This is a genomic window from Kosakonia oryzendophytica (assembly GCF_900094925.1).
GTDB lineage: Bacteria > Pseudomonadota > Gammaproteobacteria > Enterobacterales > Enterobacteriaceae > Kosakonia > Kosakonia oryzendophytica.
This window is the reverse complement of record NZ_FMAY01000001.1, coordinates 158304-182380: the sequence shown is the minus strand read 5'-3', so window position 1 is coordinate 182380 and position 24077 is coordinate 158304. Positions and strand designations below refer to the sequence as shown.

The 24077-nt window shown below is 44.1% G+C and carries 23 protein-coding genes; all 23 read left to right on the top strand.

Annotated features, from left to right (window positions below):
* Position 1: 1 nt before the first annotated feature.
* The 23 genes from wzxC to gndA all read left to right on the top strand — a co-directional run bounded on the left by wzxC (position 2) and on the right by gndA (position 24047).
* Positions 2 to 1480 carry a colanic acid undecaprenyl disphosphate flippase WzxC gene (gene wzxC, locus GA0061071_RS00920; RefSeq protein WP_088238051.1) on the top strand — a complete coding sequence of 493 codons (1479 nt, stop codon included), beginning with the start codon at positions 2 to 4 and terminating at the stop codon, positions 1478 to 1480.
* A gap of 32 nt (positions 1481 to 1512) precedes the next feature.
* Positions 1513 to 2793: a colanic acid biosynthesis pyruvyl transferase WcaK gene (gene wcaK / locus GA0061071_RS00915; protein ID WP_088238050.1), complete on the top strand. Its 1281-nt coding sequence runs from the start codon at positions 1513 to 1515 to the stop codon at positions 2791 to 2793.
* Positions 2790 to 4010, top strand: a complete 1221-nt coding sequence (gene wcaL / locus GA0061071_RS00910; RefSeq protein ID WP_088238049.1) for a colanic acid biosynthesis glycosyltransferase WcaL — start codon at positions 2790 to 2792, stop codon at positions 4008 to 4010. The genes wcaK and wcaL overlap by 4 nt, the downstream gene beginning before the upstream one ends.
* A gap of 11 nt (positions 4011 to 4021) precedes the next feature.
* A complete protein-coding gene (gene wcaM, locus GA0061071_RS00905; RefSeq protein WP_061494077.1) occupies positions 4022 to 5437 on the top strand; it encodes a colanic acid biosynthesis protein WcaM in 1416 nt (471 codons plus the stop codon).
* 181 nt (positions 5438 to 5618) lie between these two features.
* Complete coding sequence (gene galF / locus GA0061071_RS00900) at positions 5619 to 6512, top strand: GalU regulator GalF (RefSeq protein WP_061494078.1); 894 nt, start codon at positions 5619 to 5621, stop codon at positions 6510 to 6512.
* Between the two features lie 410 nt (positions 6513 to 6922).
* The gene (gene rfbB / locus GA0061071_RS00895) at positions 6923 to 8011 is read left to right on the top strand and encodes a dTDP-glucose 4,6-dehydratase (protein ID WP_088238048.1); all 1089 of its coding nucleotides are present in this window, start codon (positions 6923 to 6925) and stop codon (positions 8009 to 8011) included.
* A 14-nt stretch (positions 8012 to 8025) separates the two neighbouring features.
* Entirely contained in the window at positions 8026 to 8892 is an 867-nt protein-coding gene (gene rfbA / locus GA0061071_RS00890) for a glucose-1-phosphate thymidylyltransferase RfbA (protein WP_061494081.1), read from the top strand.
* A gap of 28 nt (positions 8893 to 8920) precedes the next feature.
* Complete coding sequence (gene rfbD / locus GA0061071_RS00885) at positions 8921 to 9811, top strand: dTDP-4-dehydrorhamnose reductase (protein WP_061494087.1); 891 nt, start codon at positions 8921 to 8923, stop codon at positions 9809 to 9811.
* Between the two features lie 17 nt (positions 9812 to 9828).
* On the top strand, positions 9829 to 10374 hold the full coding sequence (rfbC, locus tag GA0061071_RS00880; RefSeq protein WP_061494089.1) for a dTDP-4-dehydrorhamnose 3,5-epimerase: 546 nt from the start codon (positions 9829 to 9831) through the stop codon (positions 10372 to 10374).
* 3 nt (positions 10375 to 10377) lie between these two features.
* Positions 10378 to 11304 carry a glycosyltransferase family 2 protein gene (locus tag GA0061071_RS00875; protein ID WP_088238047.1) on the top strand — a complete coding sequence of 309 codons (927 nt, stop codon included), beginning with the start codon at positions 10378 to 10380 and terminating at the stop codon, positions 11302 to 11304.
* 75 nt (positions 11305 to 11379) lie between these two features.
* On the top strand, positions 11380 to 12141 hold the full coding sequence (locus GA0061071_RS00870) for a glycosyltransferase family 2 protein (protein WP_061494093.1): 762 nt from the start codon (positions 11380 to 11382) through the stop codon (positions 12139 to 12141).
* Positions 12138 to 12773, top strand: a complete 636-nt coding sequence (locus GA0061071_RS00865) for a PI-PLC domain-containing protein (protein WP_061494094.1) — start codon at positions 12138 to 12140, stop codon at positions 12771 to 12773. Before GA0061071_RS00870 ends, GA0061071_RS00865 begins: the two co-directional genes overlap by 4 nt.
* Before the next feature lie 7 nt (positions 12774 to 12780).
* Positions 12781 to 13398: an HAD family hydrolase gene (locus GA0061071_RS00860; protein ID WP_061494096.1), complete on the top strand. Its 618-nt coding sequence runs from the start codon at positions 12781 to 12783 to the stop codon at positions 13396 to 13398.
* A 27-nt stretch (positions 13399 to 13425) separates the two neighbouring features.
* Positions 13426 to 14166: a glycosyltransferase family 2 protein gene (locus GA0061071_RS00855; protein WP_061494098.1), complete on the top strand. Its 741-nt coding sequence runs from the start codon at positions 13426 to 13428 to the stop codon at positions 14164 to 14166.
* Positions 14153 to 14473 carry a cupin domain-containing protein gene (locus GA0061071_RS00850; RefSeq protein WP_061494100.1) on the top strand — a complete coding sequence of 107 codons (321 nt, stop codon included), beginning with the start codon at positions 14153 to 14155 and terminating at the stop codon, positions 14471 to 14473. Before GA0061071_RS00855 ends, GA0061071_RS00850 begins: the two co-directional genes overlap by 14 nt.
* 160 nt (positions 14474 to 14633) lie before the next feature.
* Positions 14634 to 15374, top strand: coding sequence for an ABC transporter permease (locus GA0061071_RS00845; protein WP_061494102.1), 741 nt, complete (start codon positions 14634 to 14636; stop codon positions 15372 to 15374).
* Positions 15371 to 16096: an ABC transporter ATP-binding protein gene (locus tag GA0061071_RS00840; RefSeq protein ID WP_061494104.1), complete on the top strand. Its 726-nt coding sequence runs from the start codon at positions 15371 to 15373 to the stop codon at positions 16094 to 16096. Before GA0061071_RS00845 ends, GA0061071_RS00840 begins: the two co-directional genes overlap by 4 nt.
* 19 nt (positions 16097 to 16115) lie before the next feature.
* On the top strand, positions 16116 to 17411 hold the full coding sequence (locus tag GA0061071_RS00835) for a hypothetical protein (protein ID WP_061494106.1): 1296 nt from the start codon (positions 16116 to 16118) through the stop codon (positions 17409 to 17411).
* Position 17412: 1 nt separating this feature from the next.
* On the top strand, positions 17413 to 18441 hold the full coding sequence (locus tag GA0061071_RS00830; RefSeq protein ID WP_061494108.1) for a rhamnan synthesis F family protein: 1029 nt from the start codon (positions 17413 to 17415) through the stop codon (positions 18439 to 18441).
* Positions 18438 to 20090, top strand: a complete 1653-nt coding sequence (locus GA0061071_RS00825) for a tetratricopeptide repeat protein (RefSeq protein WP_061494110.1) — start codon at positions 18438 to 18440, stop codon at positions 20088 to 20090. Before GA0061071_RS00830 ends, GA0061071_RS00825 begins: the two co-directional genes overlap by 4 nt.
* Positions 20080 to 21531: a rhamnosyltransferase WsaF family glycosyltransferase gene (locus tag GA0061071_RS00820; protein WP_088238046.1), complete on the top strand. Its 1452-nt coding sequence runs from the start codon at positions 20080 to 20082 to the stop codon at positions 21529 to 21531. The genes GA0061071_RS00825 and GA0061071_RS00820 overlap by 11 nt, the downstream gene beginning before the upstream one ends.
* Complete coding sequence (locus GA0061071_RS00815) at positions 21515 to 22423, top strand: class I SAM-dependent methyltransferase (RefSeq protein ID WP_167352619.1); 909 nt, start codon at positions 21515 to 21517, stop codon at positions 22421 to 22423. Before GA0061071_RS00820 ends, GA0061071_RS00815 begins: the two co-directional genes overlap by 17 nt.
* Before the next feature lie 217 nt (positions 22424 to 22640).
* Positions 22641 to 24047, top strand: coding sequence for an NADP-dependent phosphogluconate dehydrogenase (gndA, locus tag GA0061071_RS00810; protein ID WP_061494116.1), 1407 nt, complete (start codon positions 22641 to 22643; stop codon positions 24045 to 24047).
* Positions 24048 to 24077: the final 30 nt, after the last annotated feature.

The window sequence follows — 24077 nt, the reverse complement described above, 5'->3', positions numbered from 1 at the left end:
CATGAGCCTGAGAGAAAAAACCATCAGCGGCGCAAAGTGGTCCGCCATGGCCACGCTGACCATCATTGGTCTGGGGCTGGTGCAGATGACGGTACTGGCGCGCATCATCGATAACCACCAGTTTGGCTTGTTGACGATCTCGCTGGTGATTATCGCGCTGGCGGATACGCTGTCTGATTTTGGCATTGCGAACTCCATAATCCAGCGCAAAGAGATAAGTCATCTTGAGCTGACGACGCTTTACTGGCTGAACGTCGGGTTGGGGATTGTGGTGTGTGTGGCGGTCTTCTCCCTGAGCGGCGTGATTGCTCATGTGCTGAATAACCCTGACCTGGCGCCGCTTATCCGTACGCTGTCGCTGGCTTTTGTGGTGATACCGCATGGCCAGCAGTTCCGTGCATTGATGCAAAAAGAGCTGGAGTTCAACAAAATCGGCGCGATCGAAACGCTCTCCGTACTGGCGGGTTTTAGCTTTACGGTCATTAGCGCCTTTTTCTGGCCGCTCGCCATGACAGCGATCCTTGGTTATCTGGTCAACAGCGCCGTGCGTACGCTGCTGTTTGGCTACTTTGGTCGTAAGATCTACCGTCCTGGGCTGCATTTTTCACTGGCGTCGGTGAGTTCCAACCTGTGCTTTGGCGCATGGTTGACCGCAGACAGTATCATCAATTATGTCAACACCAACCTCTCAACGCTGGTTCTGGCGCGTATCCTCGGCGCCAGCGTCGCCGGGGGATACAACCTGGCGTACAACGTGGCCGTTGTCCCGCCGATGAAGCTCAACCCGATCATTACCCGTGTCTTGTTCCCGGCGTTTGCCAAAATTCAGGACGATACCGAAAAGCTGCGCGTGAACTTCTACAAGCTACTGTCGGTGGTGGGGATCATTAACTTTCCTGTTTTGCTCGGACTGATGGTGGTGTCAAACAACTTCGTGCCGCTGGTTTTCGGTGACAAATGGAGCAGCATTATTCCCATCCTGCAACTGTTGTGCATCGTTGGCTTGTTACGCGCAGTAGGAAACCCGATAGGTTCGCTGTTAATGGCGAAAGCGCGGGTGGATATCAGCTTTAAATTCAACGTCTTTAAAACGTTTCTTTTTATTCCCGCCATTATTATCGGCGGGCACATGGGGGGCGCGCTGGGCGTCACCCTCGGCTTTTTGCTGGTACAAATCATTAATACCGTTCTGAGCTATTTCGTGATGATCAAACCGGTGCTCGGTTCCAGTTACCGCCAGTACATTTTGAGCCTGTGGCTGCCGTTCTACCTCTCATTGCCGACGCTGGTGGTGAGCTACGGTTTGGGGCTGGCACTGAACGGGCATTTGCCCCTTGCTGCCACGCTGGCGATTCAGGTCGCGGCGGGGGTTGTGGCTTTCGTGCTGATGTTGGTGGTATCGCGTAATGCGCTGGTGGTGGAGATGAAGCGCCAGTTTTGCCGTAACGAGAAATTAAAAACGCTGCTCCGCGCAGGCTAAGAAACGTTATTGAACCCCTTTAAGAGGTCGCTATGAAATTATTGATCCTTGGCAATCATACCTGCGGTAACCGTGGTGACAGCGCAATATTACGCGGATTGCTGGATGCTATTGCCCTGATTGAGCCTGATGCAGATGTGGATGTGATGAGCCGCTATCCGGTGAGTTCATCCTGGTTGTTAAATCGCCCGGTGATGGGCGACCCGCTGTACAGCCAAATGAAAGAACAGAACAATGCTGCCGGATTGATGGGGCGGGTCAAGAAAGTCCTGCGTCGCCGCTACCAGCATCAGGTACTGCTTTCCCGCGTGACCGATACCGGCAAACTGCGCAATATTGCCATTGCACAGGGGTTTACCGATTTTGTGCGCCTGCTTTCCGGCTATGACGCCATTATTCAGGTGGGCGGCTCCTTTTTTGTTGATCTGTATGGCGTTCCGCAGTTTGAACATGCGCTCTGCACGTTTATGGCGAAAAAGCCGCTGTATATGATCGGCCACAGCGTTGGGCCGTTCCAGAACGAGCAGTTCAACCAACTGGCCAATTATGTCTTCGGCCATTGCCAGGCGTTGATCCTGCGCGAAACCGTCAGCCTTAATTTGATGAAGCAAAGCAATATCACTACCGACAAAGTGGAGCAGGGTGTGGATACCGCCTGGCTGGTGGCGCATCACCAGGCCGATTTTGTGGCCAGCTATGCTGTGCAGCACTGGCTGGATCTGGCGGCGAAAGAGAAGACGGTGGCGATTACCCTGCGTGAACTGGCACCGTTCGACAAGCGCCTGAATACCACTCAACAGGCTTATGAGCAGGCTTTTGCCGGCGTCGTTAACCGTATTATTGATGCAGGTTACCAGGTGATTGCGCTGTCGACCTGCACCGGTATTGATAGTTACAACAAAGATGACCGCATGGTGGCGCTCAATTTACGTCAGTATGTCAGTGACCCGTCGCGCTACCACGTGGTGATGGACGAACTGAACGACCTGGAAATGGGCAAAATTCTCGGCGCCTGCGATTTAACCGTCGGGACGCGTCTGCACTCCGCCATTATTTCAATGAACTTCGGTACACCGGCGATCGCCATCAACTACGAACACAAATCTGCCGGAATTATGCAGCAATTGGGCATGCCGGAAATGGCGGTGGATATCCGTCATCTGCTTGATGGTTCTCTGGCGGCGATGGCAGCGGATACCCTCGGGCAACTGCCTGCCATTAACGCGCGACTGGCAGTCGCCGTAGCAGCGGAACGGGAGCAGGGAATGAAGATGGTGAAATCGGTACTGGATCGTGTGCAGGGGGCGAAATGAAAGTCAGCTTCTTTTTGCTGAAGTTTCCCTTAGCGTCGGAAACATTCGTCCTTAACCAGATTGTCGCCTTTATTAACATGGGTTTTGAGGTGGAGATTGTCGCCCTGCATAAGGGCGATATGAATAACACCCATGCCGCATATACGGAGTATAAGCTGGCTGAAAAAACACATTGGCTGCTGGCTGAACCGGAAGGGAAACTGGCGAAACTGAGTTACCGCGCGCAGGCAATCGCTCGGGGTTGCTGGAAATCGTCGACGTGGAAAGCGCTGAATATGTCGCGTTATGGCGATGAAGCGCGCAACCTGATCCTCTCGGCTATCTGTGCGCTTGCGCCGCGCGCCTTTATTGCGGATGTGTTTATCGCCCATTTTGGGCCTGCTGGCGTTACGGCGGCGAAACTGCGCGAGCTTGGGGTGCTGAAAGGCAAAATTGCCACGGTTTTCCATGGCATTGATGTTTCACACCGCGACGTGTTGAACCACTACACGCCAGAGTATCAGCGATTATTCCAGCGCGGCGACCTGATGTTGCCGATCAGCGATTTATGGGCGGGGCGGTTGAAAAAGATGGGCTGCCCGGAGAAAAAAATCGCCGTCTCGCGTATGGGCGTAGACATGACGCGCTTTAGTCTGCGGCCCGTCAAAACGCCGGGAAGCCCGTTGCAAATTATCTCTGTCGCCCGCCTGACCGAGAAGAAGGGGCTGCATGTGGCGATTGAAGCCTGCCGTCTGCTGAAAGCGCGCGGCGTGGCGTTCAAATATCGCATTCTGGGTATGGGGCCTTGGGAGCGGCGCTTGCGTACCCTGATTGAACAGTTCCAGTTGGAAGACGTGATCGAGATGCCGGGCTTTAAACCGAGCCATGAAGTCAAAGCGCTTCTGGATGAAGCGGATGTGTTTCTTTTGCCGTCTATTACCGGCGCAGACGGCGATATGGAAGGGATCCCTGTTGCGCTGATGGAAGCGATGGCGGTGGGGATCCCGGTGGTTTCGACGGTGCACAGCGGCATTCCTGAATTGATTGACGCCGGGGAGTCTGGCTGGCTGGTACCGGAAAAAGATGCTGAAGCGCTGGCGCAGCGTTTAGCCGCTTTCGGAACCATGCAGGATAGCGATCTCACCCCGGTGGTGACCCGGGCACGCGCGAAAGTCGAAGCTGACTTCAACCAAAAAATCATCAACCAGCAACTGGCAAGTCTGCTGCAAACGCTTTAAACAGAGGTTTTATGGCCGCCTGCAAATCATCAACATCTTTTACCCGACGCTCTTTCCTCGCCGCCAGTTCAGCACTGGCGGCATTACCCCTTCTGCATACCACGGTCGCGCGCGCGATAGGCGGTAACGGCACTGTCGATATCCGTCAATACAATCATAATGATTGGCCTGCGGCGCTTAACGACGCGTTTGCCGCCGGACAAACGGTTGAGATCCCCGCAGGGCTGGTGTGTGAAAACATCAATACCGGGATTTTCATTCCGCCAGGCAAAACATTGCTGGTGCGCGGTGCGCTGAAAGGCAATGGTCGTGGGCGCATTGTATTGCAGGATGGTAGCCGTGTGATCGGCGAGGATGGCGGCAACCTTTACAATATTACGCTGGATGTGCGCGGCTCCGATTGTGAAATCAAAGGGGTGGCGATGAGCGGCTATGGGCCGGTGATGCAGATTTACATTGGTGGCAAAGACAACCGGGTGATGCGCAATCTGCTGATTGATCAGATTACGGTGACAAAGGCCAATTATGGCATTCTGCGTCAGGGCTACCATAACCAGTTTGACGGCGTGCGCATCACCAATGGCCGCTTCAGCGACTTGCAGGGGGACGCCATCGAGTGGAATGTCGCTATCAACGATCGCAACATTCTGATCTCCGACCATGTTATCGACAATATCGATTGTACTAACGGCAAGATCAACTGGGGTATTGGCATTGGTCTGGCAGGAAGTACTTACGACAACACCTATCCGGAAGATCAGGCGGTGAAAAACTTTGTCGTCGCCAATATCACTGGCAGCAATTGCCGCCAACTGGTGCACGTTGAGAACGGCAAGCACTTCATTATCCGCAACGTGAAAGCTCGCAACATCACGCCGGATTTCAGTAAAAAAGCCGGTCTTGATAATGCCACGGTGGCGATTTATGGCTGCGACAACTTTGTGATTGATAACATCAGCATGGACAATAGCGCCGGTATGTTGATTGGCTACGGCGTGATCAAAGGGAACTATCTTTCCATTCCGCAGAATTTCAAACTGAACGATATCCGCCAGGATAATACCAGCAGTAAATACAAGCTGCGCGGTATTCAGATTTCCTCCGGCAATGCCACTTCGTTTGTGGCGATCACTAACGTAAAAATGCAGCAAGCCACGCTGGAACTGCACAACAAACCTCAGCACCTTTTCTTACGTAATATCAATATCATGCAGCAGGCATCGGTGGGTCCGGCTCTGAAGCTAAACTTTGATTTACGCAAAGATGTGCGGGGTCGCTTTATGGCAAAACAGGACACGTTGCTGTCACTGGCGAACGTGCATGCGGTTAATGAGAACGGGCAAAGTTCAGTGGACATCGACCGTGTCGATCAGCATGTGGTGAATGTCGATAATCTGAATTTCCGCTTACCCGCGAAAAAGTCGTAATGACCGCAAGCGAGGCTTTTACGATAAATCCTGGTGCTTTGACCCAGGGGTTAGGATTACATCTACTGCTTGCTCGTGACATTCGGCGTAACATCTTTCACTGTCGCACGCTGCGAACCCACTGGCTAAAACAGGGCAAAGGTTTATAATTCATCCCATTATTTATAGGTGGAAGAAATCAATGGTTAATTTGAAAGCAGTTATTCCGGTAGCAGGTCTGGGAATGCATATGCTTCCCGCCACAAAAGCGATTCCTAAAGAGATGCTACCGATCGTCGACAAGCCGATGATTCAATACATCGTCGACGAAGTTGTTGCTGCAGGGATCAAAGAAATCGTTCTGGTGACTCACTCGTCAAAAAATGCCGTTGAGAACCACTTCGACACCTCTTATGAGCTTGAAGCGCTGCTCGAACAGCGTGTTAAGCGTCAATTACTGGCAGAAGTACAGTCCATCTGTCCGCCGGGCGTGACCATTATGAACGTGCGTCAGGCGCAGCCGCTGGGCCTCGGTCACTCTATTCTGTGCGCGCGTCCGATCGTGGGCGATAATCCGTTCGTGGTTGTGCTGCCAGATATCGTACTGGATACCGCGACGGCCGACCCGTTGCGCTACAACCTTGCCGCCATGGTGGCGCGTTTTGCTGAAACCGGCCGTAGCCAGGTGCTGGCGAAGCGTATGAAAGGCGATCTTTCTGAGTATTCCGTTATTCAGACCAAAGAGCCGCTGGATAACGAAGGTAAAGTGAGCCGCATTGTGCAGTTTATTGAAAAACCGGATCAGCCGCAGACGCTGGATTCCGACCTGATGGCGGTCGGGCGTTATGTGCTTTCCGCAGACATCTGGCCTGAGCTGGAAAAAACCGAGCCGGGTGCCTGGGGACGTATTCAGTTGACGGATGCTATCGCTGAACTGGCGAACAAACAGTCGGTTGATGCGATGCTGATGACCGGCGAGAGCTATGATTGCGGTAAAAAAATGGGTTATATGCAGGCGTTTGTTAACTACGGGCTGCGTAACCTGAAAGAAGGGCAGAAATTCCGCGACAGCATTAAGAAATTGCTGGTGCAGTAACCAATCGTAAAACGTGTATTTAGAATAGCGAACGTAAGGGCAGTGAAGAGTGGCGATAAGACGATTACGTCTTCAGCATATTCTTACTGCCCTTTTATTTTCATTATTAAAATCAATCACTAAAAAAGGTAGTGATTGATATACAACGCTAAGATGTCGATGAGATTTTTCCTTGTTTCCAGCGCTGTTTAAGCGGAGAATACGCGTTTAGCATTTTGTGCCGGGCGGTGGGCAAAATTAAGTCGCCGATAGGCGTTGGTGCAACTTTAAATTGTCGAGTCGTACACACAGTATACTGGTAGCTGTAGAGCCAGGGGCGGTAGCGTATCTGAAATTTGGTTGCGAGTAACAGGCCTGGGTTCCTGGTTTTTTTAAGTCAATACATTGAAAAGCAAGAGCGGATAATTCTCGTGAAAATACTGGTCACTGGTGGTGCAGGTTTTATTGGTTCAGCGGTAGTTCGCCACATTATTAATAACACTCAGGATGCAGTGGTTAATGTCGATAAATTAACCTATGCCGGCAACCTTGAGTCACTGACGGAAATTGAAAATAATGCGCGCTACGCTTTCGAACGCGCTGATATTTGTGATGGTGAGGCGATGGCGCGCATTTTTGCTGAACATCAGCCGGATGCGGTAATGCACCTGGCCGCTGAAAGTCATGTTGATCGCTCTATCACAGGCCCTGCCGCTTTTATCGAAACAAACATCATTGGCACCTATGTGTTGCTGGAAACGGCGCGCAAGTACTGGTCGCAACTGGATGAACCACGTAAATCCCTGTTCCGCTTTCACCATATCTCTACCGATGAAGTTTATGGCGATTTGCCACATCCTGACGAGGTTCCGGCTGGCTCTGAGTTGCCCCTGTTTACAGAGAAAACACCTTACTCGCCGAGCAGCCCTTATTCGTCCTCTAAAGCATCCAGCGATCATCTGGTGCGTGCATGGCGTCGCACCTACGGGTTGCCTACGCTGGTAACGAACTGCTCGAATAATTACGGTCCTTATCATTTCCCTGAGAAATTGATCCCGTTGATCATCCTCAGCGCGCTGGCTGGCAAACCACTGCCGGTGTACGGCAATGGTGAGCAGATCCGCGACTGGCTGTTCGTAGAGGATCACGCACGTGCGTTGTATAAAGTCGTCACCGAAGGCGTGGTCGGCGAGACCTACAATATTGGCGGTCATAATGAGCGTAAAAACATCGATGTGGTCAAAACGATTTGCGCCATCCTTGATGAGGTGATCACTGATAAACCTGAGGGGATTAGTCACTTTGCCGATTTGATCACCTATGTTGCCGATCGTCCGGGACATGACCTGCGCTATGCTATTGACGCCAGCAAAATCAAAGATGAGTTGGGTTGGGTTCCGCAGGAAACTTTCGAATCCGGCATCCGCAAAACCGTTCAGTGGTACTTGCATAACCAGGGCTGGTGGCAGCGTGTTATGGATGGCTCCTACGCAGGCGAACGTCTGGGACTGGCGGATTAATTAAGGAATAGATGATGAAAGGTATTGTTCTTGCTGGTGGTTCCGGAACCCGTCTTTATCCGATCACTTTAGGTGTCTCAAAACAACTGCTGCCTGTTTATGACAAACCAATGATTTTTTATCCGATTTCTGTGCTTATGCTAGCAGGAATTCGTGACATTTTAGTTATCACTACGCCTGAAGATAGGGCAGCTTTCCAGCGACTTTTAGGGGATGGTTCACAATTCGGCATCAATCTGACATATGCCGTCCAGCCATCACCGGATGGACTTGCGCAGGCGTTTATCATTGGTGAAGAGTTTATTAATAATGAGCCTTGTGCATTGGTGCTGGGTGACAACATTTACTTTGGTCAAAGCTTTGGTAAAAAACTCGAAGCGGCGGCGCAACTGACTAGTGGCGCAATGGTATTTGGCTACCAGGTTCAGGATCCTGAACGTTTTGGGGTTGTTGATTTTGATGAGAACTTTAGAGCGCTTTCTATTGAAGAAAAACCGCTGAAACCAAAATCGAACTGGGCAGTGACCGGGCTCTATTTTTATGATAACAACGTCGTCGAAATGGCTAAACAAGTAAAACCTTCGGCACGCGGCGAACTTGAAATTACGACATTAAACCAGATGTATCTTGAGCGTGGTAGTTTGCAGGTTGAGTTGCTGGGGCGTGGTTTTGCCTGGCTGGATACAGGCACACATGACAGTCTGGTTGAAGCATCACAGTTTATTCACACCATCGAGAAACGGCAGGGAATGAAAGTGGCCTGCCTCGAAGAGATAGCATACCGTAAAGGTTGGTTAAGCAAAGAACAAGTGGCAGAGCAGGCGAAGAGAATGGCCAAGAATGACTATGGTCGTTATTTGCTCATGCTAATTAATGAGTAAAACATGTGAACCCAGCGTCGGATAAATAATGAAAATTTTGCTAATTGGAAAGAATGGTCAGGTTGGTTGGGAGCTGCAACGTTCACTCTCTACACTGGGAGACCTGATCGCTGTTGATTATTTTGATACAGAGTTATGTGGTGATCTGACTAACCTTGATGGTATTGCTGAGACAATCAGTCGTATTAAGCCTGATGTTGTTGTTAATGCCGCAGCGCATACCGCAGTGGACAAAGCCGAAAGTGAAAGGGATTTGGCACAGCGTTTGAATGCTGACAGCGTCGAAGTTATAGCGAAAGAAACCGCAAAGCTGGGTGCACTACTGATCCATTACTCCACAGACTATGTTTTTAATGGTGAAGGTTCACATTATCGTACTGAAGATGAAGCAACCGGCCCATTAAATGTTTATGGCGAAACAAAACTGATGGGTGAACTCGCGATCGCTAAGCACAATCCTCGGCACTTTATCTTCCGTACCAGTTGGGTATATGCAACGCGAGGCGCTAATTTTGCCAAAACAATGTTACGGCTGGCGCGGGAAAAAGAACAATTAGCGATTATTAACGATCAGCATGGCGCACCAACAGGAGCTGAATTATTAGCGGACTGTACTGCTATTGCAATCAGGACGGAGCGCGAAGGTAAGACGCTATATGGCACGTATCACCTGGTCGCAAGCGGTGAAACAACCTGGTATGACTATGCAAGATATGTGTTCGATGTTGCCAAAGAGCACGGTGAAAAGTTACAGATAAAAGAAGTAAATCATGTTGAAACTTCTGCATATCCAACGCCAGCAAAACGGCCATTAAATTCACGCTTATCAAACGAAAAATTTCAAAAAGCATTTAATGTCTTACTACCTCATTGGAGCGTTGGAGTAAGAAGAGTCATCACTGAAACACTTGGTAAATAAATTAGAGAAGCAATCAAATGAATGTAATTAAAACAACCATTCCGGACGTTCTTATTTTTGAGCCTAAGGTATTCGGGGATGATAGAGGTTTTTTCCTCGAGAGCTTTAACCAACATCTTTTTGATGAAGCAGTTGGTAGAAATGTACAGTTTGTACAAGACAATCACTCAAAATCAAAAAAAAATGTCTTGAGAGGGCTTCATTACCAGTTAGCTCCCTTTTCTCAAGGTAAACTCGTCCGGTGCGCTTTCGGGGCCGTATTTGATGTAGCAGTTGATATCAGAACTTCGTCTCCCACTTTTGGCAAATGGGTTGGCGTCGAGTTGAGTGCGGAAAATAAGCGGCAACTATGGATCCCTGAGGGGTTTGCTCATGGATTTTTAACACTCACGGATTCAGCTGAGTTCTTATATAAAGCGACGAATTATTATGCTCCACATGCTGAAAGGTGCATACTCTGGAATGACCCGCAGCTAAATATCACATGGCCTGAAATTGATGATGTCTCATTATCTGCAAAGGATGCAGTAGGTCTGCTTTTGAAAGATGCTCAATTCGACTAACATATGAAATATAAATCGAAGATAGCCATACTGCTATGCACATATAATGGTAGTGCTTATATCAGGAGGCAACTTGATTCAATTATCCGACAGTCCCATAATAATTGGGTGTTGTATGTATCTGATGATGGCTCAACGGATGAAACAATATCTATAATTAATGAGTATAAAGAGCGACTGGGTAATGAACGTGTAATACTTTTTCAGGGGCCTAGAAAGGGATTTGCATGGAATTTTTTGTCTCTTGTTGACAAAGTTCCAGAGGACTTTGACTATTATGCATTCAGCGATCAAGATGATGAATGGCTAGATAGAAAATTAGAAATAGCGGCTGAAAAACTTGATATAGATGCAGTTCTTCCTGAATTATATTGCGGGAGAACAAAGTTAGTCGATGAGAAAAATATTGATCTAGGCTACTCGCCACATTTTAAAAAAAATCCATGCTTCAGGAATGCACTGGTTCAAAGCATAGCTGGCGGTAATACTATGATTTTTAATCGCGCAACTAGAAAGATAATCATAAAAACCCCCGTTGATAAAGATATTGTATCACATGATTGGTGGATATATATACTAGTGTCTGGCTGTGGTGGTCGCGTGATTTATGATGCAGAGCCAACAATACTTTACAGGCAACATCAAAGTAACATTATTGGTGCCAATAAAAGTCTCGTGGCACGATTAAGTCGATTACTTGGCGTATTGGATGGCCGATACAGGACTTGGATCCAAATGAATCTTGAAGTATTGAGCATTATGGATATCGAATTGACTGATGAGAATAAAAAAATTCTCGATAGGTTTGTCCGAGCGAGGCAATCTGGATTGATTCAGAGGATTTGGCTTTTCTCGAAAATAAGATTATTCAGACAAACTCTTTTCGGTAGTCTGGCGTTTTTGTGTGCGATAATGCTTAATAAAGTCTGATGAATATGTGCCTATAAATGGGATTTCATCATTAAACCGATCTTTCTTTGTATGTAATTTTTTTGCAGGTGTCAAATGATAAATATTGTTATTCCGATGGCTGGTGCTGGAAGTCGCTTCGCAAAAGCTGGATATGTTGATCCGAAACCATTGATTCCGATAAATGGAGTACCAATGATTAAATTGGTTATTAACAATCTTATGCCGACGCAACCTCATCGTTTTATTTTTATCTGTCAAAAAGAACACTCTCAGAAATATGGACTGCAGCAAAAGTTGAAATCGTGGTCTGCAAATGCTGAAGTTATTGAAATTAATGGATTGACTGAAGGTGCAGCATGTACAGTACTTGCTGCCAAAAATCTCATAAATAATCAAGATGCGCTTATGATCGCCAATAGTGATCAATATGTCGATATTAATATAGATGATTATCTTGATTTTATGGAAACAGGAAACCTTGATGGATTAATTATGACTATGACCGCAAATGATCCTAAATGGTCATTTGTTAAAGTTGATGAAAATAATTTAGTCCGGGAAGTGGTTGAAAAAGTGGTTATCTCTGATGAAGCCACTGTTGGAATATATAATTTTAAGCATGGCAGTGATTTTGTCGCGGCGGCAGAAGCTATGATTGATAGTAATTTACGTGTTAATAATGAATTTTATGTCGCACCAACTTATAATCAATTAATAAATGATAAAAATCATAAGGTTGGCATTTTCAATGTCGGTTCAGAAGCTAATGGGATGTATGGCTTAGGAATTCCAGATGACTTAAATTTATTCCTGTCGCTTGCTATATGCAACGAAGCACTGGGGAAAGTTAAATGAAAATTATTTCTCATAGAGGTTATTGGAAAGAATCTGGAGAGAAAAATACAGAGATTGCTTTCACTCGTTCTTTCTCATTGGGCTATGGCACTGAGACAGATGTTCGTGATTATCATGGTGCATTAGTTATTTCTCATGATATTGCTGATGTTAACTCTGTTCCATTTGATGATTTCATAAAGCATGCAAGTCAATATGGTACGGTGGAAAATAAGCTTACATTGGCACTTAATGTGAAAGCCGATGGCTTGGCGAATAAAATGGCGAGTGTGGTGGAAAATTACCCAACGCTCGACTGCTTCGTGTTTGATATGTCAATTCCCGATATGCGCGGCTATTTTGACAGTCCCTTGGCTGTTTTTACTCGAATTAGTGAAGTAGAAACACAAGCTATATGGCTGGATAAATGTGCCGGAGTATGGCTGGATGCATTCGATGGTGAGTGGTACTCCGCGGAAACAATATTGTCTTTGTTGGACACTAAGAAACGTGTTTGCGTCGTTTCCTCTGAGTTACATGGCAGGGAAAATAAGGGACTATGGGAAATGCTGTTGCCTTTTAGTGGAGAATCAAATTTGATCCTTTGCACTGATGTCCCTGAAAAAGCGAGTGAGTATTTTTTTGGTAAATGAGGCAGCTATGACAATTAAAGCAATTTTGTTTGATATGGATGGAGTGCTTATTGATGCAAAAGAGTGGCATTACGAAGCACTAAACAAAGCACTTGATCTTTTCGGGATGAAAATATCGCGATTTGATCATCTCACGACTTTTGATGGTTTGCCGACCAAAAAAAAATTAGAAATGCTCAGTAAAGAGAGGCACTTACCATCTGAGTTGCATGATTTTATCAATGAAATGAAGCAGCAATACACGATGGAAATTGTGCACACACAATGCAAACCTCAATTTATTCATGAGTATGCGCTTTCGAGTCTGAAGGCTGAAGGCTACAAAATTGCAGTGTGTTCAAATTCAATCAGAAATACCGTTACAACGATGATGGATAAAGCAGCACTGTCTGGTTATATTGACCTGATGATCTCCAATGAAGATGTTACCCACGGTAAACCTGATCCTGAAATGTATCAATTAGCAATGAAAACTCTTGGTTTTAAACCAGAGGAATGTTTAATTGTCGAAGATAATGAAAATGGCATTAAAGCTGCAAAAGCTGCCGGTGGGCATTTACTTGTTGTTCGCGATGTTCATGATACGAATTACACGAATATATCTTCAAGGATTAAAACACTGTAATCTTCATTACGATTAGGAGAAATATTTATGGCAGTTAACATACTTGTCCTTGCTGCTGGTCCCACTACAAATGAACAGCGTGACGGTGGCTACCCTCTTTGTTTGACAGAGACCGATGGTGTTTCACTTATTGAGCGTATCGTTATAAACACCAAAGGTATTTCTAACGCTCAATATAGTTTTGCCTTGCTTGAGCAAGATATAGAAAAATATCATCTTGACCGTATTGTTCAGTTACTAGCACCGAATTGTATTGTTTCAAAAATACCTGAAGGAACTAAAGGTTCTGCTTGTACTGCTCTTTTGGCTGCGAGCCAGCTTGATGCTGCTAATGAGTTGTTGATCATCAGTGCAAATGAGCTTGTTGATCTTGACTTTACTGACGCACTAAATGAGTTCAGAAAAAACAAACTAGATGGCGGCACGTTTGTTTTTAAATCGATTCATCCTCGTTATTCATATGTTTCTTTGGATGAAAAGGGATTCGTTATTGAAGCAGCACAGCAAAAACCTATAAGCCAGCAGGCTACTGCCGGTGTATTTTGGTTTGCACGCACCGGTGATTTTCTTGAAGCTGCAAAAAATATCATTAGAAAAAATGCTAGTGTTAATGAGCGCTTCTACGTCGCCCCAACTTTTAATGAATTGATTCTCCGCCAGATGCAGATTGGGGTCCGTAACTTGAAAGTTAGTGACTACAAGCCATTGAAAACGGAAAGACAAGTCAACCAATTCGAGAATAGTGCTGTCACTTATGAAAAATTTTAAACTTGATGAAATGATTAAAGGCTGGTTTGTTGGCGGATTTTCGCCAACAGCCCTGTCAACGGAAAGTTGTGAAGTTGCAGTTAAAAAATACAAACAAGGTGATAAAGAAGATGCCCATTATCACAAGATTGCAACTGAGGTTACCGTTGTAATTAGCGGCACAATAAAAATGTTGGATAAAGAATGGCATGAAGGCGATATTATTGTTCTGTCGCCTGGTGAAATAAGTTCATTTGAGGCAATAACAGATGCTACAAATGTTGTTGTAAAGTTACCTGGTGCTTTGAATGACAAATATATAGTGTAGCGATAATTTCCTTTTATCAGAATACTAATGTGCCACTCGCTTCGGTAGTTTTCTTTTGGACTCTTATCTCATTATAGATTCTTAATGAAGCGTTCTTTGTTGAAAATTGGTAAATAGATATCAGACTAAAATTTGATATTGCTTACTAAGGTATGAAATAATGTTTTATAGCAGCTTGCGACTTGCAATATTTGAGATTCAGAAAAGGTCTCTTAATACATATGCCGGGTGGACATGGAGTTTAATGAATCCATTGTCACAAATGGCTATATTGTACTTTATCATGACTCACGTTTTTAAAAGTAATATTGAAAATATATTGCTTTGGTTAATTAGTGGATTGAATTGCTGGATAGTGATTCAAAGTGCACTTTTGAGGAGTTGTCAGAGCCTTATTTCAAGAAGGGCACTTCTGCAAAATAATAATATCTCTCATAATCTTTTAGTTATGTCAGATATATTATCCGAAGTCATCATTTTGATTCCTTTTTACTTTATTGCTATTGCTCTGGCTATTTTTCACCACGTCCCCGTGTTTAATCTACTATTAGTTCCGGTCTTAATGATTATTCTCCTTATATTTTTGTTCGGGCTTGGAATGATTTTGGCTACTTTGACTCCGGTATTGCGTGATCTCCCTTATCTTATGGGGATTTTCCTGCAGATTGCTTTTTGGCTCACTCCAATCGCATATGCAAAATCAGCGATGACAGGTTTAGCTGCGTCAATAATAAGCTTCAATCCTTTTACGTATTTTATCCTCTTGTCTCAGTCTCTTTTTATGGGTGATCCGGTTTCTCTGAAGTTGGTTGCTATACCCACTGTATTGGCTGTGATTACTGTTTCACTTGGTTTTATGCTATCAAATGCGGTCGGGAAAAAAACGGTAATTAACTTATGAAAAAAACAGTTGAATTTAAAAATGTTGAATTATTAGTACCGGAAGCTGAGCGCCCGCAATCGCTGAAAAGTCTGATTCTTAACTTCAGAGATGTGAATCGGAAAAAAAGAAAGATTCTCTCTATACCACATTTTGTTGCTAATGAAGGTGATAAAATATGTGTAGTAGGACGAAATGGGAATGGTAAGACGACCTTTCTCAAAGTACTTTCAGGCATCTATCCCGTTAGTTGTGGGACCGTCTGGACAGAAAAAAAACCAACTGTTGTTCTGGCCGCTGGGATTGGGCTCGAGGAAGAGTTGAGTGTGGCTGAGAATATCAATCTGTCGTTAATAATAAAAAACGTCAAGAAAAATGACATTCCGATACTTGCTGAGTCTATTCTTGATTTCTGTGAATTGAGCGACGATCGTTACAAGCAGTATAAACATTTATCCACTGGTTTTAAAAGTCGACTCGCTTTCGCTATCGCCATTAGCGAAAAGCCTGACATATTAGTGCTCGATGAAGTGCTTGGTGGCGGTGATGAGTTTTTCATGAAAAAAGCGAATGCGAAATTGATGGATACTATTAATATATCTTCGACAGCTTTCATTGCAACTCACGCTCCAGATCAGATGCTAGGTGTTTGTAACCGACTGGTTATGATAGATAAAGGTCAAGTTTTATTTGATGGTCCCTTTGAAGAAGGCGTCAAATTTTATAGAAGTTGTTACGAATAAATAATTTGGAATAATCATCATGGCCGTTTCTGTTGTGATTTGTGGCTTAGTAAGAAGCCAGGAAAAATTGCTTACTAAACTTAAGAATTATTTTGATTGGCGCGATCAGGGACGTGTTGACGAAATTATATACTCGACTTGGATTAACGAGCTCGATAACTATCCTGGCTTACGTAAAGAATTAGAAAGCAAGAATGTCAGAATCATCGAAGTCGAAGAGCCTCGTTTAGTGCTTAAAGGCGGACATCAGCTACATCAGATGTTAGCTTTCTACTACGGACTGAGCGCTTTAAAGAACCAAGATCAGTTTGTATTAAAAACTAGAGTTGACTTAGCTGATAATCATGCCTCTATGCTGCATGAATTCGAGCATGGGACACCTGTAACGAATGATTTTGCCAATGTTGGGTTGAAAAATCGCATTCTGGTTGAGTATGCGCAAACTCTATATCCGTTCCTATGCGGTGATGCTCAATTCTTTGGCCATATTAACGATCTTAAGAAGCTAGTGAATTTGTCTGCTGAAATGGAGTTGCTATATAACCGTTTAGCGGTCGAACAAACTTTCTTTTTCAATCCTTTCAGAGAACAGGCACTCTTTAAGCAACACTTTTACTGGAATTTGCCGCACATTAGTGAGATTGCAGATCGCCGAAGTGAACAGATCAATGATGTTGTTTCAAACACAAGTATTTCGCGAGCTGTTCAAGGTTGGTGGATAGTTCTTGATAGTTATTTCAAGATCGGCTGGGGGCCCACGTTGGAGACAACAGCTGATGTTTCCTGCATGAAAGATGCTTTCACATATTCAGGTCACGATAAATTAATTGGCGATGATTCAAGTGATGTGATCGTTAACCAAAGTTTTATAACATCCCTTGTCTCGATGTTTACTGAAGAACAAATAAAAGCTATCCGTGATGATATTAGCAATCATGATAATTATGATATGTTCGCTGTTCCTAAAGATGTATTCGATGATTATCAACGCTTCTCACGCAAGTTTAGTGACTTACCCTCACCGAAAGCTGTATGTGAGCAAAGTAATAAATGGGTGATTTCTGGCGCCACGCAGCATTTCTTTGTAAAAGATGTCAATGACACAGCAAGCAGACGATATCACGAGCAGATCACCGCTTTACGACGTGAGAATGAAATTTTACGGAAAACACAAAATGTTAATTTCACTCATTCACTTACACATCGCATTTTGAATAAACATCTCTCTCGGAAAACGATTGATTTCTTAAAATATAATTGTCCTCGTTTGACAGATATATATGCCAGATATTTCATGAGGAAGAGGGATAAGTAATATGTTACTTAGAGGATATTTTGAGGTATTAAGGCTTACTATCCAATTTCAGGAATATAAAAGTAAAACCGATTTCATTATCAATCACCCCTGGAGGCTCTTGCTTCTTGCTTTTTTTAAAATTTTCAGAAGATTTCATAATTATCTGAATAGGGGGGCAATTAGTAAGTTAGTCGTTTCCAATAAACCAACTGGTTTATATAATGACGATTTGTTCCTGGGGTTAAAGAAGGAAAATGACTCATATCGCTTTTTGATTGAAGATGTCAACTGCACCTCAGGTGATTTACAAGATACTATATGCACCACCCAATTAAGGTTGAATACAAAAAATAGCAAAGTTGTCTTCATACATGCGTTTTATCATGAAGAAGCAGCATATATTTATGATAAACTCAAAGATTTCACCGATTATGACATTGTCATCACATCGCCACATTGTGAAATCATCGAAGAAGCAAAGAAGCGCTTCAGTACTGAACGAGTTTTAGGTTTTATTACGCCAAATCATGGTAGGGATGTTATGCCCTTCCTGATGAGCTTAAAGTTCATTGAGCTTAATAACTACAGCCATTTTGTTAAACTGCATACGAAAAAGTCAAAACATCTACGGGATAAAGGTCGCTGGTTTAAGCTAAATGTTGAGTTTCTTATCGGTAATAAAGGTATCACTGATAAAATTTTCTCGTTAATGCCGGATGATGGTCCTAAAATATTCGGCGAGTCTGTTTTGGAAATTAGCGATCATCTGGAGAATAATATCCATTGGCTTTCTTATTTATTAGGTGATGACCCTATGCAAGCGCATAGTAAATTTATTCCAGGAACTATGTTTCTTGGAACTGGAAATTTCCTAAAACTCGTGAAAGCTATGAATTTGCACCGGCATAAAATTGAAAAAGAGGCTGGTCAATTAGATGGTTGCTGTGTACACGCGCTAGAACGATATTTCGGATATTTAGCGACCAAACATAGTGGTTGCTGCGAATCGCTCGAGAATTTTGTTAAGGATGAAGAGACAGTCAAATGAAAAAAACAATTTTAATTAATGGCGCAGTCCGCGACCTTGAAGAATTTGTTTTGATAATAGATTGCATCCTGGAGCAAAGGGAAAAAGCTAACGAGCATATCGATGTTGTTATTTCAACATGGCACGAAGACATTAATAAAAACCTGCAACTGTTTAATTGGATTGCATCTAAAAATATAAAAATAGTAGGTAGTGCAGGAATCGATGTTGGCGGCCCGGCTAATATATTCAGGCAATGGCGTACACTTGAAGCGGGTTTGAGTGTGCTGGAACCGGACGCCTACGTGCTGAAAGGTCGTACTGACAAGTTTTTGTTACGCAAAGATGTCATTGAAGCTTTCATCAATGCAGACCTTGGCGATACAGCCGTGCGCAAAGCTATACAAGATGAACGTTTAGCGGTTGAGCACATTTCGCTGAGTCTGCCATTCATGGCTAAAGATATGATATATCTAGGCTCAATCTCCGCAATAAGAAAGGTTATGCATTTTTCAGTGCGGACGCAATATGTTGCCGACCATATTTTTAATGGTATTGGCCCTGAGTGTTTTCTCTGGCTGGAAGCCTGTAAGACAGATCAGCAACTGATGTTGCTCATCCAAAAGCTTGATCTGCGTTTTCAGTCGAACGAAATGATGAAATGTAATAACAATGTGTTTGACTATGATTGGTCAAATCTCAGCCCTGAAATGGCACTGCTTTATTCTAAATGGTTCGAGGCATTTGATCGTAACTTTGCTTTTTTAACGGATATCATCAAATGTAGCAGGTCTCCATCTTGGGGAATAAATGAAGGCCTTTATAAATACCAAACTGGTGATCGAGAAGAATTTGAAAGACTGCGAAGTCTAGTAGAGAAATATACCCCAGAGAAAAGATGTACAGTTGAAGATCTCCCGTTCATTAACTCTACTGCCTTATTCATCCCAACGTCAAATGATGATGAGATGAATGCAGAATGGGTTCCCGAATTACCCTTTCGGGATGAGATCGACAACATAAGAAACAACTATTCTCGTGAATATTCTGATATTGTTTTACTGCGCAGCAAATTAATTCAGAGAATGTTGAAGTCAGACGCTCCTGATGCAAAAAAACTTACTCATGCACTACGCTGGAATATTCGACAACGTGATAATGAAACCCTAAGCATGGTCTATAATTGGATGTTATCTAATAATGGTAACATCAAATATTTATCTGACGATGATTGTCTGTTTGTGCTTGAGAGAATGCTTGATTCCTTTACTTTTAATGGCGATACAGCTTCTATTGAGAATGCTGTTATTCATCTAAAGCAATATTTTAAAAAATCAGCACATCTATCAGTGCGCATTGCTGAAGACTATTTCAGAAAGCGTAAACTTACATATGCATTGTATTGGTTTTGGCGAAGCTACAAATCATTGCCTGGTAATTTGGGAGTGAATCATGGGCTTGGATGCACAATGCTAGACCTCGGATTTCCACGACTTGCGCTGAAATTTTTACGCCAGGCCAACGTGATCCAACCGTCAGATCAAACGGCTGCATTTACTCTTATCCGTTGCTTGGTGCGATGCGGTAAGAAATCCGAGGCACAAGTTTTAATGTATAATCTTTCTGGCCATTTAAGAGATGAAGCAGCGAGGATGCTTAATGTTGATTGAACGATTAAAGAAGAAACGTTGGCTTAAAAAATATGGTCATTCAATACAGTTAGCTTACCCGGAATCTGACTATTGCAATAAATATTCATATGATTGGTTCGTTGATAATGTCTATTTATTGTCTCAAGGGCTGGAATCAGGCATAGATTTCGACGATAAGTTTTATCTTAACAATAACGCAGACATCGCTCATGCTGTGAGTACCGGCAATTTATGTTGCGGATATGTTCATTTTTGTACTCTTGGTAAACTTGAATTGAGAGTATGGAGTTCACGCAAGATTTATGAATTTAGACTAGAGGGGCCGGTTCTGGCAACTGGAATTGCAGAGCCTAAAAATATCTTCCCATTACCTCGCTATCGACCTGATCTGCGTTCTCTCCCTGATGCGAAGGAGAAAACGTTACTTATTTTCATTCCGTTCCTTACTGACGATCTTTTCTTTGCTGGTTATACTGGTTTTTTTTCGGACATGTCCTTGATTTTCCCGGATTTTGCTCATGTGAAGGTGATCGTAGGTAATCCGGATTATAATGAAAGGCTACTTGACAAATATGGGAAGGGAATTGAGGTTATTCCTTTTAATAAGATCGGGGAGTTAACTGAATTACCAACACTTATATATTGTTTTGACACCGAAACATTTTTCCAGGCGAAGGATGTTTTCGGTAATCTTGAGCGGGTTGTTTATTATTGTCAGGATTTTGAGTCAGGTTTTTATCCTTACGGTTCAATGTATGTTCGAAGCCAGGCTTCTTTGTACCAGTCTAAAAATATTGTGTTTTCAACAGGTATTCTTGCTAGTTCGATCACTCGGAAAGGATTGCTTAGTGATGACGTAAACTGCTATGTAACTGCTCCACATATAGAACCTTTTGATGCAAAAAAAGAAAGGTCGAAAAAAATCTTTTTTTATTATCGCCCAGAAGCATTTAATAGCAGAAATATGCCTGAGCTCATAATGCGTACAGTTATTGATTTTTGCCATCAGCATTGTGGCTATGAAATTTATTTGGTTGGGGCGGTTGGGACTTCGTTCTCACAAAAAATAAACGGAACTGATGTGATTATACTCAGTAAACTAGCTAAAAAGGATTATCTTGATTTAATTTCAGCTTGCGATGCAGTCGTTGCACTAATTTATTCTGACCATCCAGGTGTTATAGCTTATCAGACGGCCGCGTCAGGAATACCTACAATAACAAATACTTTCGGTATTCGCGATGCAGATTATATCGAAGCAATTTCGTCAAACCTTGTACCCTTTGATCCAATTCGCGAATCACTCAACGATAAAATTGAGTTTGCATTGACAATGCCTAAAGGCAATCGCGATTTTAATTTGGCAAACTATGAACAGAAAAGCCAATTCAGTTTTTCTGATTTTAATTCAAAAATTATGGAAACCAACAGGAGTAATGCCAGTGAAGCATCCGAATGATAATACTGACCTCTATCCTTCCGCCTACAGCCTACGTTTCACCCCGGCACGTTTGAGTAAGGCTATTGATTGGCACGGACATCTTTTGTTTGCTGCCTGGCTTATGGAGCTTACCAGGCCTGAGGTTTTAGTCGAACTGGGTGTTTTCCGTGGTGATAGTCTTGCGACTTTCTCACAAGCTTCTCGTGATTTGAATATTGGTTGCGAGATTACTGGTGTTGATTCATGGGGGGGGGACGATACTACGGGTATTTATGGTGAGGAGGTTTATTCTGAAGTAAAAGACTTTTTCTCATCTACGTTCCCAAATACTAAACTTTATCGATCACTTTTTGATAATGCTCTGGCTGAATTTGCTGAAAACTCGGTCAATATACTCCATATTGATGGTTGCCATCATTATGAAGCAGTCAAGCATGACTATGAGACGTGGCTACCGAAAGTGTCCAAAGATAATGGTATTATTCTTTTTCATGATACAAACGTAGTTGCGGAGGGTTTTGGCTCAAAACAATTTTGGCAGGAGATTTGCGGCCTGTATCCTTCTTTTAGCTTCAACCATTCAAATGGCCTCGGGGTTCTCCTTGTTGGATCGAAACAGCCGCAAGCGCTTCTCGAACTTGCTGAGGATGAGATATTCCTTGATAAAGTCAGGGCTATATATGAGCTGTCAGGTAATATGTTTATCCATAAGGCAAAAGAACAATGGTGGAAAAATGAAGCTGATAAACACGCTGCATATGTTAACCATCTGACAGGTGAGGTTGGTCGCCAAATTGCAGACACAATAAATCATCATTTTATCAATCACTTGTCTGCTCACAGAAGTGCAAGTCTTCACGGAAGTGATAGCATAATCAAACGCGGGATTAAAAAAATTCTTGGGAGATGATTGAATTATGCATTTCCGTTTAAAATTTGCGCTTTTAATACATATTGTTTAATTGTTTATCTAATTATGTCTTTCTGTTTTTTTTAGCGTTTAGTGTACTTTAGTCTTTTTTCTCCACTTTGAACTACCTCATTTAATCACTTAAAGGGTATGATATTTGAAACACCCTTTAGGATATTTTATCCAGTGTGGGGCCCACACCTGACAGGAGTATGTAATGTCCAAGCAACAAATCGGCGTTGTTGGTATGGCCGTGATGGGGCGCAACCTGGCGCTTAACATCGAAAGCCGTGGCTATACCGTTTCCGTTTTCAACCGCTCCCGCGAAAAAACCGAAGAAGTGATTGCCGAAAACCCCGGTAAAAAGCTGGTTCCTTACTACACCGTTAAAGAATTTGTTGAATCCCTGGAAACCCCGCGTCGCATTCTGCTGATGGTGAAAGCGGGTGAGGGCACCGACAAAGCTATCGAGTCCCTGAAACCTTATCTGGCAAAAGGCGACATCATTATCGATGGCGGCAACACTTTCTTCCAGGACACCATTCGTCGTAACCGCGAACTCTCTGCGGAAGGCTTCAACTTTATTGGCACCGGTGTGTCCGGTGGTGAAGAAGGTGCCCTGAAGGGCCCGTCTATCATGCCTGGCGGCCAGAAAGATGCTTACGAGCTGGTTGCACCGATCCTGACGAAAATCGCTGCGGTTGCCGAAGATGGCGAGCCATGCGTGACCTATATCGGTCCGGACGGTGCGGGTCACTATGTCAAAATGGTGCACAACGGCATTGAATACGGTGATATGCAGCTTATCGCAGAAGCGTATGCCCTGCTGAAAGGCGGTCTGAACCTCTCCAATGAAGAGCTGGCGAAAACGTTCAGTGAGTGGAACGCTGGCGAGCTGAGCAGCTACCTGATCGACATCACCAAAGATATCTTCACTAAAAAAGATGAAGAAGGTAAATACCTGGTTGATGTGATTCTGGATGAAGCGGCAAATAAAGGCACCGGTAAATGGACCAGCCAGAGCTCGCTGGATCTGGGTGAACCGCTGTCGCTGATCACCGAGTCCGTATTCGCTCGCTATATCTCCTCGCTGAAAGATCAGCGTGTTGCGGCATCAAAAGTGTTGTCCGGTCCGCAGGCTAAACCGGCTGGTGACAAAGCTGAATTCATCGAGAAAGTCCGTCGCGCACTGTACCTCGGTAAAATCGTCTCTTATGCGCAGGGCTTCTCTCAGTTGCGTGCGGCTTCGGATGAGCACAAATGGGATCTCAACTACGGCGAAATCGCGAAGATTTTCCGTGCGGGTTGCATTATCCGTGCACAATTCCTGCAGAAGATCACCGATGCCTATGCGGAAACGCCGGCCATTGCTAACCTGTTGCTGGCACCGTACTTCAAGCAAATTGCGGATGACTACCAGCAAGCACTGCGTGATGTTGTTGCTTATGCGGTCCAGAATGGTATTCCGGTTCCGACTTTCTCTGCTGCCGTCGCTTACTACGACAGCTACCGCTCTGCGGTGCTGCCTGCCAACCTGATTCAGGCACAGCGTGATTACTTTGGCGCGCATACTTACAAACGCATCGACAAAGACGGCGTGTTCCATACCGAATGGCTGGATTAATCTGATAATCAGTCGTCTCTAAAAGCAAGC